Annotated in this window: 13 protein-coding genes; 4 read left to right on the top strand and 9 right to left on the bottom strand. The window is 57.2% G+C overall.

Annotated elements, in window-relative coordinates; genetic code table 11:
* Positions 1-17: 17 nt before the first annotated feature.
* Genes RW023_RS07435 through RW023_RS07425 form a run of 3 tightly spaced genes read right to left on the bottom strand, consistent with a single transcriptional unit; the run spans position 18 to position 6,086 of the window.
* The gene (locus tag RW023_RS07435) at positions 18-3,011 is read right to left on the bottom strand and encodes a lipid II flippase MurJ (RefSeq protein ID WP_315580592.1); all 2,994 of its coding nucleotides are present in this window, start codon (positions 3,009-3,011) and stop codon (positions 18-20) included.
* Complete coding sequence (locus RW023_RS07430) at positions 3,004-5,550, bottom strand: DUF6049 family protein (RefSeq protein WP_315580591.1); 2,547 nt, start codon at positions 5,548-5,550, stop codon at positions 3,004-3,006. Before RW023_RS07430 ends, RW023_RS07435 begins: the two co-directional genes overlap by 8 nt.
* Complete coding sequence (locus RW023_RS07425) at positions 5,547-6,086, bottom strand: NUDIX hydrolase (protein ID WP_315580590.1); 540 nt, start codon at positions 6,084-6,086, stop codon at positions 5,547-5,549. The genes RW023_RS07430 and RW023_RS07425 overlap by 4 nt, the downstream gene beginning before the upstream one ends.
* A gap of 269 nt (positions 6,087-6,355) precedes the next feature.
* On the opposite strand from RW023_RS07425, the gene RW023_RS07420 reads away from it, so the two are divergent.
* Together RW023_RS07420 and RW023_RS07415 are read left to right on the top strand one after the other, a co-directional pair.
* Positions 6,356-7,870: a CCA tRNA nucleotidyltransferase gene (locus RW023_RS07420; RefSeq protein ID WP_315580611.1), complete on the top strand. Its 1,515-nt coding sequence runs from the start codon at positions 6,356-6,358 to the stop codon at positions 7,868-7,870.
* 63 nt (positions 7,871-7,933) lie between these two features.
* Positions 7,934-10,435 carry a transglycosylase domain-containing protein gene (locus RW023_RS07415; RefSeq protein ID WP_315580589.1) on the top strand — a complete coding sequence of 834 codons (2,502 nt, stop codon included), beginning with the start codon at positions 7,934-7,936 and terminating at the stop codon, positions 10,433-10,435.
* Between the two features lie 77 nt (positions 10,436-10,512).
* Here RW023_RS07415 and rplI read toward each other — a convergent pair whose 3' ends face one another.
* The 5 genes from rplI to RW023_RS07390 form a co-directional block, all read right to left on the bottom strand.
* The gene (rplI, locus tag RW023_RS07410; RefSeq protein WP_315580588.1) at positions 10,513-10,971 is read right to left on the bottom strand and encodes a 50S ribosomal protein L9; all 459 of its coding nucleotides are present in this window, start codon (positions 10,969-10,971) and stop codon (positions 10,513-10,515) included.
* A gap of 21 nt (positions 10,972-10,992) precedes the next feature.
* Entirely contained in the window at positions 10,993-11,235 is a 243-nt protein-coding gene (gene rpsR, locus RW023_RS07405) for a 30S ribosomal protein S18 (RefSeq protein WP_009748154.1), read from the bottom strand.
* An 84-nt stretch (positions 11,236-11,319) separates the two neighbouring features.
* Positions 11,320-11,886: a single-stranded DNA-binding protein gene (locus RW023_RS07400; protein ID WP_009748153.1), complete on the bottom strand. Its 567-nt coding sequence runs from the start codon at positions 11,884-11,886 to the stop codon at positions 11,320-11,322.
* Between the two features lie 49 nt (positions 11,887-11,935).
* Positions 11,936-12,226 carry a 30S ribosomal protein S6 gene (gene rpsF, locus RW023_RS07395; protein ID WP_026066645.1) on the bottom strand — a complete coding sequence of 97 codons (291 nt, stop codon included), beginning with the start codon at positions 12,224-12,226 and terminating at the stop codon, positions 11,936-11,938.
* A gap of 216 nt (positions 12,227-12,442) precedes the next feature.
* Positions 12,443-13,882, bottom strand: a complete 1,440-nt coding sequence (locus RW023_RS07390) for an MATE family efflux transporter (RefSeq protein WP_315580587.1) — start codon at positions 13,880-13,882, stop codon at positions 12,443-12,445.
* A 482-nt stretch (positions 13,883-14,364) separates the two neighbouring features.
* Between RW023_RS07390 and dnaB the strand changes: the two genes are divergently transcribed.
* Complete coding sequence (gene dnaB / locus RW023_RS07385) at positions 14,365-15,708, top strand: replicative DNA helicase (RefSeq protein WP_314969648.1); 1,344 nt, start codon at positions 14,365-14,367, stop codon at positions 15,706-15,708.
* Positions 15,709-15,728: 20 nt separating this feature from the next.
* Positions 15,729-16,283 (top strand): hypothetical protein, encoded by a 555-nt coding sequence (locus RW023_RS07380; protein ID WP_315580586.1) that lies wholly within the window; start codon positions 15,729-15,731, stop codon positions 16,281-16,283.
* Here RW023_RS07380 and rarD read toward each other — a convergent pair.
* Complete coding sequence (gene rarD / locus RW023_RS07375) at positions 16,258-17,199, bottom strand: EamA family transporter RarD (protein WP_315580610.1); 942 nt, start codon at positions 17,197-17,199, stop codon at positions 16,258-16,260. The genes RW023_RS07380 and rarD overlap by 26 nt on opposite strands.
* Between the last annotated feature and the right edge of the window lie 42 nt (positions 17,200-17,241).

Here is a 17,241-nt window from a genome sequence, read left to right as displayed (position 1 = left end):
TTTTGAGCAGGTAACGGTTACTTCACTGACAATTCGCTGACCCACGCCCAGGCGCGGCCATCTTGCGATGTTGGCATCTTGCGGAAGGTGATGCTGATCGCTTCAGTTTCCACGGGATGTGCCAGTTTGATGTCCGTCGTGGGAGAGAACGTCGTGGTTGCGATTTCTGTTCCCTCTCGAGGCGTATTGGGATTTACAGCACGTACCACGCCTTCACCACCGGTGGTCGACGGATCCATATCCAAGGTGATCTCAGAGACCGTTGCCTTCTTCTCGAGCTTCACCAAGATGGTGACCGCGGTCTGGTCTAGGAACTGGTTGTAATCGAAGTAGCGCGAGTGCCAATTCGTATTTGCGTCGCCGTCAATCATATTGACAGCCATTTCCTCGTGGTCACCCTTATCGTTTTGCCATGACAACACGGAAACACTGGAAATTACGGGTTTCTCCGTTGCTGCCTGTGTAGCTTCTTGGGTGGGCTGCTCCGATGCTGAGGCAGATGCCGATGCCGAAGAGCTTGCTGTGCTGGATGAGCTGCTGATATCGCTGTGCTTGACTGGGCTGAGGGCGGTTGCACCCGCCCAAATCGTGGCGATGACGGTCAGAACTGCAGCAAAGATAATCGTGGGTCGCGTGGGGTCAATTCCCTTTTCGCCCCCATTTCCCGAGGCCGAAGCGCGTGAGTGCTCATCGTGGCCGTGAGCGTCGCCGGAGTTACCACGGCCACCGCCAGAGCCTCCTTGAGCGCCACCGCCGGCCTCGGAATGACCGTGACCGGAAGAGCGAGTCGGGGTGGCAGCCGCGCCGGAACCCGCAACGGATGCTGCAGCGCCTCCGACAATCGCGCCCTCGGCGAAACCGTGGGGAAGCGGAGCGGGGATACGAGAAGATGATTCCTGATGCTGAGCCTTAGCGGCGGCCATCTCAGCCGAGGCCTCGGCAGCTGCAGCGCCCAAGGGAATACCAGCGGGTGCAGTTGCGTCGACGTCGTACATGCGCGCGGTTGCGGGCAAGGTCGGGACGATGGGGTGTTCGGGCTTTGCTTGGCTCATCTGGACGCTCCCTTGGGAACCGCGATTGCTGTGAGGAAGGGTTGGGACATTCGCAGGTGTGTCCTGCTGGGGTGAATGAGACGATGCCGCAGGGTGGCGCTCGCCGTCGGGATGAACAACATCATCGAAGGTTGGCACCGAAAGGTCAACAGAAAGGGGAACCCAATGTGGCGTTCCTTCACGGGGAATGTGCTGATCCTCGGTAGCCATGGTTTCCTCCTGAGGGGACGGTGCCACACCATTATGAACGCTTTGTTCTTCACGTGTAGGCTGCGCGGCCGAAAGCAGGTCACATACCGCGATCGGAAGGCGTAGACGCTTGAGCAGGGGACGAATACTGGTTGAAGATTCTTGGGGATTGATCACACGCATTGCGATCATGTACACGACGGTGACGATGATGGCCACCACGCCAAACTTCACGCCCGAAAGCAGCCAGCGCAGGATCTTTGAAGACAGGGTCGTGTAGATTCCCATGAGCCAAAGAACGCCAAAACCGATACCGCCGGCGATGATCGCACACCCGACGTAGGTGAGGTAAGAACGCGTGATTTCCGAGGAATTCACGTAGCTGTTGCGCTGTCCGACCCAGCGCATCGCAATGAAACCCTGAACGATTCGGCAGACGGTTTCGCCAAGAGCCGCACCGATGACCCACCAGCGCACGCCGGTTGCGAAGTAGATCGACCAACCGACAATGATCTGCAAGATCGTCGGAACAATGCCCATCAGGAAGACAGGCTTGGCGTCCTCGTAGGCAAAGAAGACGCGCTGGCTCATCAGAACAATGCCCGTGGAAGCCACACCGGGCATGAGGGAGACCAGGATCAGCGCGTAGGAAGAAATGAGTTCGGGGCGGGCGGTGTTGGTGACAACCAGCTGCATCATGGGAGCCGCGCCCGCCATGAAAATTGCAGCCGCAAGAATCGTCAGTGAGGTAATGAGGCGAATACCTGTGTGGTAGTGCTCGGCGACTTCCTGGTCATTGTCGTCGGCAACCGCGTAGTTCAATCGCGTAAAGATCGCGGTTGCAAGAGAGACAGTGATAACCGACTGCGGCAGCATGAAAATCAAGAAGGCTGCCGAATACCCCGCTAGGCCCGCGATGGGCATAGGGTTCTGGTTCAGGTAGTTATCCGCAATTGAAGCGATCGCGTTGGTCGAAAGAACCCCAACCTGAGACACACCCAAGGTTGCAAAGGTCCAACCCGCAACCTTTGAGGCGGAACCAAAAGATGTTCCACGGAAGTGGAAATCAGGCTTGAAGGAGACTCCCGCGCGCCGCATGGGAATGAAGAGCACCAGAGCCTGGCAGACCACGCCCAAAGTGGTTGTGATCGACAGCAGCCAGAACTGAGAAGACGTAAAGTCAGAAATTGCGAAATTTTCGCGGGCACCCCACAGAATGAGGAAAGCCACCAGACCCGCGATTGCAATGATGTTGTTGAGCACCGGCGCCCACATGTAGGGACCGAAGACACCGCGGGCATTGAGCAGCTCACCCAAGAGGTTGTACAGGCCGTAGAAGAAAATCTGCGGGAGACACAAGTATGCGAAAGCAACGGCAAGTGAGCGAATGTCTTGGCTGTATCCCGGTGCCATGATGACGATGAGTACCGGTGCCAAGAGAGTTGAAACGAAGGCGACCAGGAACAGAATTGTTCCGGCCAGAGTAATCAGTCGGTTGATGTAGACCTGCCCCTCGTCGCGTTTGAGTGCGCGCACGATCTGGGGAACCAGGACTGCGTCGAAAACGCCTGATGCCAGCAGGTTGAAGATTGTGTTGGGAAGAGTATTTGCCGTTTGGAAAGCCGCGGAGACCGCGCCACCGGCAGAACCCAGGGCCGCCAAGAGCAAGGCGGCTTTAATGAAGCCAAGGACTCGGGAAACCATTGTTCCCGAGGCCATCAGTACGCTGGCTCGAAGAAGTGAGCCGTTGCGGGCCTGGCTTTCACTCATTCTGATCCTCTACATCTGGTTTGGGTGAATCCGAGCTTTCCGGATGATCTGGGTGACGCGGGGGACGTCCTGCTTGAACAAAACCGCCGCTGGAAAGTGGAACGTTCACTGTGCCCTTTTCGACGCCGCCCATACCGGGAAGATGCGAAGACTCCTCGGTTTGCGAGGACTTCAAACGACGTCGAATGGTCCGAATGATGCCGCCAAGGAAGGCAATTCCGACAATGACGGTCATGACCGCGGTGGCTGCGTCTTCCCATCCCGCGCGCATTCGCACTAGGACTTTATGGGAATCATCAAGAACAGCTCCGCTGGGCGTTGACACCTTATAGGTCACGCGAATATCACCCGAACCAATTGCCGTGACTGGCACATCCACATTCGAAGAGGAATTCGCGGGGATCGTTGCCGTTCCCGTGCTGGTCACGCGCAGGCGGGGGTCGCTGGGAAGCAAAGTCACTTCGACATTAACTGGCCAGGGAAGTGAGTTACGCACGCGTACGGGGAAATTCGCGCTCTTGTTAATCAGATTGACAGCATTCGAGGATTCAACCGAGACGGAGGACCTAAATGCATCAAGTGCCTGCGTATTCGCAGTGATCGTTTGGCTTTGCTGGTCACCCGCATCCGCTTGGAGTGCACTGGCCACGGTCGAATTCAATTGAAGACGCGCGACATCAACATTCTCTGTGGCATCGGCCAAAGGAAGAGCATTCGAGTACGCTTCGCTCAGTCCTGCCGTTTGTGAGCGCAGTGAGTCAGAAAAATGAGCATCCTCGACGGGGTTACGTTCAATATCGGTGGCCTCGGAATCCACGAGTTCACTGAAACTGGTCCCCTTGACCCAGCGGTTATTAAGGATCGCACGAACACGTTCAACACGATTCTCATCCAGCGAGGATCCGCGCTGAAGCGGAACAAATAAGGTACGCGAGGAGTTTGGGCGCTCGCGGGTGATCATCGCAGTTAAAGCTGTCAGGAATTGCTGAGTATCCAGCTCATCATCAACGCTTTGCGCATCCCACGACAAAAGCTCACTCAGGTTGTCAATTGAGGCAAGAGCAGTGACCGTGTCCCCAGACTGAGCAGAGTCATCCGTGTGGGTCTGGCCGTCGGATGAGAGCTCGACCTTGGCCATCGAGGTGAAGTTCTGCTCTGAGCTTGGCGCTAGTTGCCCGGGAGGGGCAATCACGGTCGAGGCGTATTTGCTGTTCAGCGCTTGAGTACCCCAGCTTTGTGAGGCAGGCCAGGAAACATTTGAGATCAGTGTTGGCCCGGAGTTGTCGTTATCTGCCGAGGCCGAGCTTGAGTCCGGCGAGGCAGTGGCGCTAGGCGATTGCGAACTTTCGCTTGAGGGACTTGCGTTTGGGGAAGAAGAAGCAGAGCTCGAGGGAGAAGTAGAGGCATTTGAACGCGAGGAAGGTAGGAGAGCCTTGACCTTGCTGACGGAAGTTGGAACCGAGGCGCGCGATGAGGTCAGGTAGTCCATCACTGCGTCATTGTTGAGCGTGGTTGCCAAGGAAAGGTCAGCGTCGTGGCTGGGCAAAGCAACCAATTCTTTCGTGCGCTCGAAGAAGGTCTGGATAAAGGCCGCGCGAGTATTGCGATCTGCCGTGATCTCGGCCTCGGAACGCGCAGTCGGCGAGGCGGAGGCACTGGGTGAGGAAGAGGCACTGGGCGAGGCGGAGGCGGAGGCCTCGGAAGAAGAGGAAGCCGAAGGAGAAGCGGCTGAGGAGGATACGGAAGGAAAGGCGCGAGATGAACTTTGGTCCTCGGGGACCGTGAGTTCGCGGACCAAAGTATCTGAATCGGTCGCAAAAGTGACACCGGTCATCGATGCCGCGGACAGGATCGAATAGGAGTCGGTGGGGGTTCGCGGCGTTGATTCGGTCCATGGGAGCAGGACATTTGCTCGAGTGGGTTCAAGGGAATAACCCGAATCCCACACGAGGATTGAACGATCAGACCCGCGAGTTTCATCGCCTTCAACAACGATGGTGATTCCGCGCGGTCCCCACTCAAAATCTGATCCGAAGGGAAGGGATTCAAATGGGATTGTGATGTGGAAGGTCTGCTCGGTGTGAGGGGCAATTGTTGCCTCGAGGGTCCCCGCGTGGACACGCCGCCCCTGCCAGCTCTGACCAGAAAGGTATGAGGAAAGCTCCGGTGCGGTCACGGGTGAATAGGTCTGGACGTAGGCATCCAGCGATGGGTTCGTGACGGGCTTATCTGACAGGTTTCGAACGACGCCCGATACCTGCAGGTTGTGCTGCGAGGTAATGACCCGTGGTTCCAGCCTGTTGATTCGTACGTCAATTCCCGAGGCCTGACCCGCATCTCCCAATACCTGCGGACGCGTTGTTGATTGGGGCGCGAGCGCAGAGAGCGACGCGGAGTGCGCAGAATCTGAGGCCTGCGCTCTTTGGGTTCCCTGAACGTGCGTGGGCAGCGCTTGAGCGCTCGCGGGGGTGACCCCCAGGAGTAGTGCGCTCAGAGGCAGAAGAGTCAGTGCGTATCGAGCTGCTGGCGGCTTGATCATGATGCATCCCGGTAGAGCAAATCCAAAGCGATACCGACAATGCGCCTTTCATTGGGATAGGCCAGCTCCTGGGTGAGGTCGCGCAGGGGAACCCATGCGGCGTCTTCGGCCTCGTGATCGGGGTCGCCCTCGACGGTGATGGAGCCTGAGATATAGCCCATTAAGTAGTGGTGAACGACCTTGTGAATCCGTCGATCTACACCTGAGAACCAGTAGTCGATCGACGCCAGGTGACGAATAATTCGCCCGTGGATTCCGGTCTCTTCGGCGACTTCGCGCAGAGCCGCTTCCTCGGGAGACTCACGGCCTTCAAGATGTCCCTTTGGGAGGCACCATTCGATCTTCCCTGACCGATTACGGCGAGCAATGATTGCCGCATAGGGCTGACCATCGCGAACATCGACAACGATGCCGCCCGCGGAGGTTTCGGAAGAAACGGGAAGGAAATGGGGTGTCGGCTGGACCGCACGCAAAGAAGGATTGCGACGCGGAGGCCGGGGCACTCCGGGTCGTAAAGCTTCAGAAGGCACAGTCATACCTCCACTTTAGGCGGGATTGGGGCTCTTGGTCAGGTCGCACCATCGGTCAAGTGGGAATTACCGCAATTTTCGTGTGTCAGAAGGTCAATTGGTGCGACCTTCGGCGCATGTCAACCGAGGACGAGGCCGTGGTGCGGATGCATCAAAGATGCGGAAATCATGGCATGCTGGAGGGGATGAGTACACAACTTTCGCGAACGATGGGTCAATCCCGCTCACACGCCCCCCTTCCCAGCGGTCTAGGCGAGGGCGATCTGGGTCTATTAATGGCTCAGGCGCAGCAGGCTTTTTCCCACCTTCCCAAGGAAATCCTTGAGCTCGGTGAAATTTTCACCGAAGCTGGAGAGGAAATCAGCCTGGTTGGTGGACCGGTTCGCGATGCCTTCTTGGGACTCACTCCCCACGATTTTGATTGCACGACTTCTGCCCGTCCGGAGAAAACTGAGAAACTGCTGGCGCAGTGGGGGAATTCAACCTGGGATATTGGCCGCGAGTTCGGGACCATTGGTGGTCGCCGCGGAAAGCTGGTCGTTGAAATCACGACCTACCGCACGGATTCGTATGAGGTTGGTTCGCGCAAGCCCGAGGTCGAGTATGGCGACACCTTGGAAGGCGATCTGACGCGGCGTGATTTCACCGTCAATGCGATGGCCATGCGATTGCCTCAGATGGCTCTGGTTGATCCCCACGATGGCCTTGGTGATTTGGCTTCGGGACGCCTGCGTACCCCCGTCAGTGCTTTGCAGTCCTTTGATGACGATCCGTTGCGGATCATGCGTGCTGCGCGCTTCAGCGCCCAGCTGGGTATTGATGTTGATGAAGACGTCATGGATGCCATGGAGTCAATGGCCGGTCGCCTTGAGATCGTCTCAGCTGAACGTATCCGCGCTGAACTTGAACGACTCGTCGTTTCGCCGTGGCCCAGGCGGGGTTTGGAATTGATGGTCCACACCGGGGTTGCAGATATCGTTTTGCCGGAGCTGTCTGCTCTGGTGTCGACAGTTGATGAGCATCATCGCCACAAGGATGTTTACCAACATACGCTGACCGTTTTGGATCAAGCGATCGATTTGGAAACGGATGCTGACGGTCCTGTTCCCGGTCCGGATTTCATTTTACGTTTCGCGGCACTCATGCACGACGTGGGCAAGCCGGCTACGCGTCGCTTCGAATCCAATGGCACGGTGTCATTCCATCACCATGAGTTAGTGGGAGCGAAGCTCACGCGTAAGCGGATGAAAGCCCTGCGGTTTGACAAGGCAACGATTGATGCCGTTTCAAAACTGGTCGCCCTGCACCTGCGTTTCCACGGCTACGGGGAAGCGAAATGGACGGATTCGGCAGTTCGCCGCTACGTTGCCGATGCGGGAGACCTTCTTGAGCGCCTGCATCGCCTGACGCGCGCTGATTGCACAACGCGTAACAAGCGTAAGGCCGCCTACTTGTCCGCTGCATATGACGACCTGGAAGAGCGTATTGCTGCTCTTCGAGCCCAAGAAGAACTCGACGCTATTCGCCCCGATCTCGATGGTGATCAGATCATGGAAATCCTTGGTCTGCGTCCTTCGAAGGCCGTGAAAATGGCCCGCGATTATCTTCTGGATCTTCGAATGGAACAGGGTCCTTTGGGAGAAGAAGCGGCGCGCGAGGCGCTCCTTGCCTGGTGGGCATCGGATGAAGTTCGAGAGATCGCCGCGGAGTATCAAGCACAGCAGGAACGCTGGGAAGCAAAGGCGTCCGAAAAGAAGGCGCGCAAGCGTCGTGCTGCCAGCGAAAACTAAGCCGATCCGGAGCTTGCTTTAGGCAATACGCCCGCTTTCTGCGTAGGCTAGACACGATCACCTATGCTGAAAGGCTGGTTTTTCGTGGCACCTTCTAATGCAAATGACGACCGCGGACGTCGACCTCTTCCCTCGCGGGCCGAGGCTACTCGACGTCGGCTCGCAGAGCAGGCCCGTCGCGATGGAGAGGGAACGATTCCCAAGACTTCCGCATCCTCGGCGCCCTCTGCACCCAAGCGGACTTCCACAGCTGCACGGGTCTCAGGCGGGGCCTCGGCGCGCACAGGAAGCAGCAGCGAGGGTCGACGCGCAGGCACCCAAGGCGCTAGCTCCTCGTCGGCAAGTAGTGCGCGTAGGCGTCCAACCCGCCCGCAGAGCGATCGCGAGGCCTCGGCAGCAGCACGCCGAGCGCGCGCAAAGAAGGGCCCTGCAAAGGGCGGTACGGCAAATAAGGGGAAGAAGAAGCGGAGCCTGGGTGCTCGTATCGGCCGCGGAATCCTCTTTACTTTCCTCGGGCTGATCATCGCGGGGCTGGGAACCTTCCTGGTTGCCTATGCCGCGTTGACGGTTCCCCAGGCTGATCAGGTTGCGCTCGCGCAGACCACAACTGTCTACTACGCCGATGGCACCACCGAAATGGGCCGGATGTCGCAGGTCAATAGGAAGATCATCGATTCGTCGACCCTTCCGGACTATGTTGCGCATGCTGTTGTTGCCTCGGAAGACCGGACTTTCTATACGAATTCTGGTGTTGATCTTAAAGGTATTGGACGCGCGCTGCTCAACAATATTAGGGGTGGGGCACGCCAGGGTGCATCGACCCTGACCCAGCAATATGTTGAGCGCTACTACGTAGGGGAAACAACCGGTTACGTGGGTAAGGCCAAAGAAGCAATTCTTGCCCTCAAGATCAACCGCGAACAGTCCAAAGACCAGATCATCGGCAACTACCTCAACACCATTTACTTTGGGCGCGGAGCCTACGGAATTGAGGCTGCAGCCCAGGCTTACTTCGGGCATGAAGCAAAGGACCTGACCCTTTCCGAGGCCGCGATGCTTGCCGGAATCATTCCCGCTCCTTCTGCGTGGGACCCCGCAGTTGATGAAGAGAAAGCGCGCTCGCGGTGGACTCGTGTCATCAATCTGATGGTCGAAGATGGGTGGATTTCCCAGGCCGATGCGGACGCGGCTGAATTCCCCAAGACCATTGACCCCGATACTTTGGGCGGGCCGACAATGGAAGGGCCGACCGGTTATCTCATGGAGCAGATCCGTACGGAACTTGCCCAAGAGGGTGGTTTCACTGCCGATCAGCTGGCAACCGGTGGATACCGAATCATTTCTACAATTGATAAAGAGAAGCAGGATCAGGCGGTTGAGGCTGCCGAGTACATGTACACGGTGAGTGGGTGGAATGAAGACTCCATGCACGTTGCTTTGACGTCATTGGATCCCGCTACCGGTGAAATCGTTGCCGAATACGGCGGCAAGGACTACCTCACGCGCCAGCAAAATGCTGCGACGCAGGATATTATGGCTGCCGGTTCGACCTTTAAGCCCTTCGCCTTGATTGCTCACGCTGAACAGGGCGGGTCGATGTACGACACCTTCGACGGTTCCTCGCCGAAGACCTTCAGTGGATTGGCAAGCCCGGTGACTAATGATTCGGGTGTGTCCTGGGGTCGACAGAACCTGGTGAATGCAACGAAGAATTCGATTAACACGGTTTTCGTTGGGCTCAATCAGGAAGTTGGACCCGCAACGACCAAACAGGTTGCGCTTGAGCTGGGTATCCCCGAAGACACCAATGGCTTGGATGACTCCTTGCTGAATGTTCTAGGCTTCGCGGCGCCTCACAATATTGATCTGGCTCACGCTTATTCGACCATCGCTTCTGGCGGTCAGCGGACCACCCCGCACATCGTCCGCGAGGTTCAAAACTCTGATGGTTCGAAGGTTTTCCAGACCACCGTGAATCCCAAGCAGGTTTTCGATACGAAGACCATGTCGACGGTCCTTCCGGCGCTGCAGTCCGTAACCGCTTCGGGTGGTACAGCCGAGGCTGCAGCAGTTCTCAAGCAGGACACCGGCGGTAAGACCGGTACCTCCGAAGACCAAAAGACCGCGCAGTTCGTTGGTTTTACTCCGAGCTTGGCCACTGCCGTTAGCATGTACCAGCTCGATGAGAATGGTAACCCGGTGTCGCTGACAAATATTGGCGGTTTGAGCCAATTCCACGGTGGTGACTGGCCGGTAACCGTGTGGGTGCGCTATATGAAGGCAGTGAGCGCAAACGATACGAAACTTCACTTCGACTGGTATAAGCAGCAAACCGCGACTCCGGTGAATCCTGCACCGGTTGCGACGACCACTCCCACTCCGACTGAGGAAACACCAACGCCTACTCCCGAGGCGACCCAAGAAACCCCCGGTGCTGAGGTTCAGCCAACCGTTACTCCTTCCGCCCAAAACAATGGCGGTAATGGTGGAAACGGCGGCGGTTCTAACGGCGGAGGCTCATCGAATGGTGGTGGCGGACGCCCCGGTGGTGGTGGTCCGGAGTAGAGCCTCTTCGGCTTATACAAAAGCCGGGGCAATCCCTTTCGGGATGCCCCGGCTTTTGTATAAGCCTTGTCAGACTGTCACTTCACAGCCAGAACGCGAACCTTGAGGTTTGCGCGAACATCGGTGTGGAGGTTAACCGTCACGGTGTGGTCACCGGTGGTCTTGATCGGGTCGGTGATGATCACGCGACGACGATCGATGGTCTGGTTCAGCTGTTCCTTCACTGCGTCAGCGATCTGAGCGGCAGAGACGGAACCGAAGAGGCGTCCGTGTGCGCCAACCTTGCTGTTCACGGTAACAACCGCGGCCTGCAGGGCATCGCGCACGAGGCGTGCATCGTCGACGGAAGCGATCTCACGACGGCGGCGAGCTGCTGCCATCTGATCGATCTGTGCCTGTGCACCCTTGGTCCACTTGGTGGCGAAGCCACGGGGAACCAGGTAGTTACGGGCGTATCCAGACTTGACCTCGACGACATCGCCTGCGGAACCGAGACGTTCCACATCGTGGGTGAGGATGAGCTTGGTAGTTGCCATTTTTCAGTCCTTCCCTTCGAATCAGCGGCCGGTAGAGGTGTAGGGCAGCAGAGCCATCTCACGCGCATTCTTGATGGCGCGAGCAATGCGACGCTGCTCCTGGACGGAGACACCGGTGACGCGGCGAGCGCGGATCTTGCCACGGTCCGAGATGAACTTACGCAGCAGAGCGGTGTCCTTGTAGTCGATCGATTCGATCTTGGCCGACTTCAGCGGGTTGGCCTTCTTCTTAATGGGCTTATTGCGAAGTTGAGGCTTCGCCATGATGTTCTCCTTGATGATCTGAGCGAGTGAACGCTCCCAAGCATGTGTTCAGCGTGTGTCAGCGTGCTGCTGACGAAGCGCTATTTAGAAGGGCGGATCTTCGGCGAAAGAGGTCGCAGCACCGGAATCGGATGTGCGCCACGGATCGTCTTGAGAGCCGCCGGCGGGGGCGCCATAGCTGGCCTGGCCCTGTGAGTAACCACCTTGGTTTCCGTAGCCCTGCTGCTGTCCGTAGCCGCCACCCTGGGAGTAGCCTCCCTGGGGTGCTCCGCCTTGCGAGGCCGGGCCGCCCGTGCGGGTGACCTGTGCCTTTGCGCGGCGCAGTGAGGGGCCGACCTCGTCGACTTGAAGTTCGACGACGGTACGACGCTCGCCCTCGCGGGTTTCGAAAGAACGCTGCACGAGGCGACCGGTGACAATGACGCGCATTCCCTTACGCAGGGATTCGCCGACATTTTCAGCCATTTCGCGCCAAACGGAGCAGCGCATGAACAGGGTTTCCCCGTCCTTCCATTCGCCGCTTTGACGGTCGAAGGAACGCGGGGTAGACGCCACCGTGAAGTCGGCGACGGGTGCTCCGCTCTGCGTCCAACGCAGTTCCGGATCATTGGTCAAATTGCCAATGATCGTAATGACGGTTTCTCCAGCCATTGGATCTCCTTGGTGGGCTGTGTGAGGTGATTGCTCAGGTGAGCAAAGGTCAGTGGGCGTCCGGACGCAGGAGCTTCGTGCGCAGGATGGACTCGTTCAGAGTCATCAAGCGGTTGATTTCCAGCGCAATTTCGGGGGTGGTCGTCATGTTGATGACGACGTAGATGCCCTCGGAACGCTTGAGAATGTCGTAGGCAAGACGACGCTTGCCCCAGATGTCGACCTTTTCGACGGAGCCGCCGTTAGCGGTGACCTGCTCGAGGTACTTCTCCATCTGCGGGGCGACGGTGCGCTCGTCAATCGAAGGATCGAGGATCACCATCAGTTCGTATTCACGCACGTTGATACCCACCTCCTGTGGTCTTCGCGGTCACGGTATTTCCGTGACAGGAGGGTCATGCGTTGCAATTACCGGAGTTTCACCGGCTTTTGCACACGGACACATGGGTGTCCGTGGGACTTATTTCTCACCCGGGTGGGTAGAAACAGTCCAGCGTCAAAGTCTAGCGTTTTTTCAGTTTTCTGTCACTACCTGTCACCCAGTTCAGAGCGTGATTTATTCGGCGCTTTGGGCACCGGCCTCGTGGCGAGGAATCAGCGCATGTTTGGGCGAGAACCAAGTGATCCACGAATTGGTAAGCGCGCGCGTGAGCATGTACAAACCGGTGACCAAACCGATGAGGACAGCAACTGCCTGAGTTTCTGTAAGAGCGGGGCGCGCAACTGAGAAAAGCCACAGTGCGGGAAGCAGGATCGCCAAGTTGAGGAATGCAGCTTTTGCCAGGGATGCCCCGCGTCCGGCCCCGATTAGGACGCCATCGAGCAGGAAGGCGTGAGATTGAGCGGGGAAGAAGACTGCGTTGACGATCACCGCGGGGATTGCCATGTTTCGCACCACGGCCTCGGAAACGAAGAAGGAAGGGATCCAGGGGGAGAGGGCCGCGGTCAGGGCACCGATGATGATCCCCGCAAAAATTCCCCACCACGAGAGGGTGCGAAGAAGTGTGCGCAGCTGAGAGCGATCGCCCGAACCGATTGCGAAGCCGACCAGGGTTTGCGAGGCGATCGCAAGGGAATCGAGAAGGAAAAGGGGGATTTGCCAGGCGGACATGACAACTTGGTAGGCAGCCAGGCCATTGACGCTAATTGCCGTCGCGCTCCAGATTGAGGTGAGGAAGGCCAGACGAATTGCGACCGAACGAGCCAAGAGGGGGCCTCCGACACGCGCGGATTGGCGGATTCCCGTGAGTGAGGGTCGCAAGGAGACTCCCAAGGTGCGCGCCGGTCGGGCAAGGATGATGACCAAGCTGATCGCCATGATTGTTGAGACGATCGAGGTTCCAATACCGCTACCGACAATCCCCAGGTTGATCCCGTAGATGAGGAAGGCATTGAGGCCGATGTTCAGTGCCGCGCCCGCTCCAGCCGCGATGAGAGGAGTAGTCGTGTCCTTCATTCCGCGCAGGACACCCGTGGCCGCCATGGTGATGAGCGAGGCCGCAAGTCCGGGTAGGGATGCGTAGAGGAAGGATTGGGCGTAGGGCATGATTTCGGGTGCTGCGCCCAGTGCGTGAAGCAGTGGAATTCCGCAGATTGCCAAGAGGAGAGCTAAGGAAATGCCGATGATGGCTGCGAGCCACATGGCGTGTACTCCCAGTTCGCGTGCCCTGCGTTCGTTTCCGGCTCCCATTGCTTGGGCAGTTTCGGCAGTGGTTGAGTAGGCCAGGAAGATCGACATTCCGTAGACGGTGTTGATGATGATCATGGCCAGGGACATGCCGGCGATTTTCTCTGCACCCAAGTGTCCGACCATCGCGGAGTCAATGGTGAGGAAGAGCGGTTGGGCGATTGTTGCGCCCAGGGTTGGGATGGCGAGCGCCAGGATTTGTCTGGTGAGGCTTGGTTTTTTCATCACCACGGGGGTGCTGTCACCTGTCTTTTCTGAAGGAGGGCTGGGAATGGGATCGGATGCTTCAGTAAGTGTGTGTCTATCCACTGACGTGGATTCATCTGTGGATAGCACCTGTTCAGAGTGCTCATTTGCAGTTGATGTTGATTCATTGTGGATAGAAATATGTGACGTGCGTAAACCTTCAATCTCCGCTTGAGGCTTATGTTTGCGCTGGTCATCGTTATCCACTGATTCTCGCTCCACTTTTTATCCACAGTCTGTGTACACATCTGTGGAAAGATCTTACTCGGAAAATGGCGTGATTCTAGGGAAACTCAAAACTGGGGATAGCCTGAGAGAGGGCTTGGGAAATACCTGTTATCCACACCTTTCCACAGGACATGTGGATGACACGCGGCCAAATCCACAAGATATCCACACGTCATCCACATTCGTGTTGAACTTGAAGGTGGCACGCTTCCTCACTTGGCAGTACTCTCGCGTGTACGCGCTTTGCGTCGCTAGCTCGAATCGACGCGGCAGGCCAATCCCGTCCACATGCACACATTCGCCTAGGAGAGCCCTTCATGGCATCGGAAGATTTTGATCGCACCCCACCTCAGGACATCGACGCTGAGATGTCCGTTTTGGGGTCCATGATGCTCTCCAAGGAAGCTATCGCCGATGTCACCGAAGAAATTCGAGGGACGGATTACTACAAGCCCGCTCACGAAATCATCCACAACACGATCATTGATCTGATGGGGCGCGGAGAACCCGCAGATGCCGTGACGGTGGTAGGCGAACTCCAAAGGCAGGGCGACCTGTCTAGGGTAGGCGGGGCCTCGTATATCCATTCGATTATTGCTGCAGTTCCTACCGCGGCAAACGCCGGCTACTACGCGCGAATTGTTAAGGAGCGCGCGATCTTGCGTCGACTGGTGACTGCGGGAACGCGAGTTGTTCAGCTGGGTTACGCAGATGCCGGTGGTGACGTCGATGAGATCGTTGACCAGGCGCAGGCTGAGATCTTCGCAGTCGCCGAACGTCAGTCGCAAACTGACTATGTGTCGATGGCAGAGATGTCAGAGAACATTCTGGGCGAACTGGAGCAGATTGAACTCAATCAGGGCAAGCTCGCTGGTGTTCCCACGGGATTCGTTGACCTTGATCGAATGACCGGTGGCCTGCGAGGTGGGCAGATGATCATTGTCGCGGCCCGTCCCGCAATGGGTAAGTCGACTTTGGCTCTGGACTTTTGCCGTTCGGCCTCGATCAAACACGGAATTACCTCGGTCATCTTCTCGCTGGAAATGTCGCAAAACGATATTGCGATGCGCATGCTTTCCGCTGAGTCTTCAGTGTTTATGAGCAAGATGATGAAGGGCGAAATGACCGAGCGCGACTGGCGAAAGGTCTCTGAAACAACCGGCAAGATTTCCGAGGCTCCGATTTTTGTTGATGACTCGGCGAACGTCACCATGACGGAAATTCGTTCAAAGTGTCACCGCCTCAAGCAACAGCACAATCTGGGCCTCGTTGTTGTCGACTACCTGCAGCTGATGACAACGGGTAAGCAGGTTGAATCTCGACAGCAGGAAGTTTCAGTTTTGTCGCGAAACCTCAAGCTTCTTGCGAAGGACCTCGATATTCCAGTCGTTGCTGTCGCTCAGCTAAACCGTGGTCCTGAAGCGCGAACCGACAAGAAACCGATGATGAGTGACCTGCGTGAATCCGGTTCGCTGGAGCAGGACGCGGATATCATCATGCTCTTGCATCGTCCCGAATACTACAATTCTGAAGATCGTCCGGGTGAAGCCGATATTATTTTGGCCAAGCATCGTAATGGCGAAACGGGAACTATTCGTGTGCTTTTCCAGGGGCACATGGCACGCTTTGCAAACTTTACTTCGCGCGAAGAACCTGTGTAGTTTGAAGAGTCAGGAGGGATATGTACGACTTAAACGCTTTCACGCCTGCACAAGCGGCTGATCCCTCTTTACCTGCCGAACTGATCGCCCAACTTGCCGCCGCACGCCCTGACCTGCATGCCGCGCTCTTGGAAAACCCCAGTATGTACCCGCAGCTGCGCCAGTGGATTATTGATACGAATGCCCAGCGCGAACCCCAGTTCGTCTACGGCTCGGGAGTTGTCGCGGCAGATGGAGCATTTCCCTCTCAGCCTCAAGCTGACTACTTCCCAATCCCCGGAACTGACCGTGCACCGCAGGCTCAGTTCTCGCAGCAGAGTGAGGCACCGGTCCCAGGACAGTACGCCTCGGCGCAGGTTCAGGCGCCGGCCTCGGCAGTGGGGGAAGCGGTGGACTGGAGCTGGGCACAACCGCGCCAAAGCGGGCCACTTCAAGACCTCGAGGCCTTTGCGAATGGAAAGCGCGTGCGCGAACCCGGACAGGGAAGGGGCGGGTCCGCTCTTGTGTGGGGAATTGGGGCTTTTATAGCGCTCTGCGCGGGTGTGATCGCTATTGTTTGGAGCGGCGTACTTTAAGCAGACCATCCACGCTGAGCAAAGCCAGTGCAACCCAGACGATGCCAGTTGCAATCCAGCGCGTGGGCTCCATGTGCTCGTGGAAAATGCAGACGCCGATGATCAGCTGAATGCTGGGGGAAATGTACTGAAGGAAACCCAGAAGTCCAAGAGGTAGGCCCTGCGAAGCTTTGGCGAAAGTGAGCAGCGGGATGACGGTGAGGATTCCAGAACCAATCAGAAGAGCCAGGTGAAGCTGCCACGACATCGCTCCGTCTCCCAAGCGAGCAAGCGCATGGAAAGAAGTCGCTTGGTGTGCAGCAAGGTAGATGTAGTAACCCAGAAGAATTGGGATGACCACGCCAGTTTCGATCGTCATTCCATCAAGGGGGCGGACCTTGAGTGCGACCTGTTTCTTGACAAGGGAATACAGGCCAAATGATGCGGGTAGGGCCAGCGAGATCCACGGCAAGCGCCCGAGGCCAACAATAATGACCGCGACAGCGATCACCCCCAAAACTAATGCGACTCCCTGAAGGCGCGAGATCTTCTCGTGCAGGACGATCATGCCCAGGGCGACTGTGAAGAGGGGATTGATGTAATAGCCAAGTGCGGCATCGGTCGTGTGGCCAATGAGCACCGCGTATATATAGGTCGTCCAGTTGATAACGACAAGGAATCCCGCTGCGACTAGAGGCCATGCGATCGAGGGGTCGTGGACAATGCGCCACACTCGCGGCAATGAGCGGGTCAAAGCCAAGGTGAGGAAGCACGCAAGGAAAGCCCACAGTGCGCGGTGGACGATGATCTCTAGGGAACCTGCGGGATCAAGCAGGTGGAAATAGAGCGGGAAGAAACCCCATAAGACATGGGTACCAATACCTAGCGCAAGGTACTTACCGAAGTGCTCGTGTCGTGTGGGATGTTCGCTGGCCATAAATGCAGGGTATCGGTTTGGGGGTAGTGGTGCCCGGTGGCG

It is taken from the genome of uncultured Actinomyces sp., from assembly GCF_963542285.1.
In the GTDB taxonomy this organism is placed as follows: domain Bacteria; phylum Actinomycetota; class Actinomycetes; order Actinomycetales; family Actinomycetaceae; genus Pauljensenia.
Note: the sequence above shows the minus strand (reverse complement) of the source record. Positions and strands in the feature narration are given on the sequence as shown.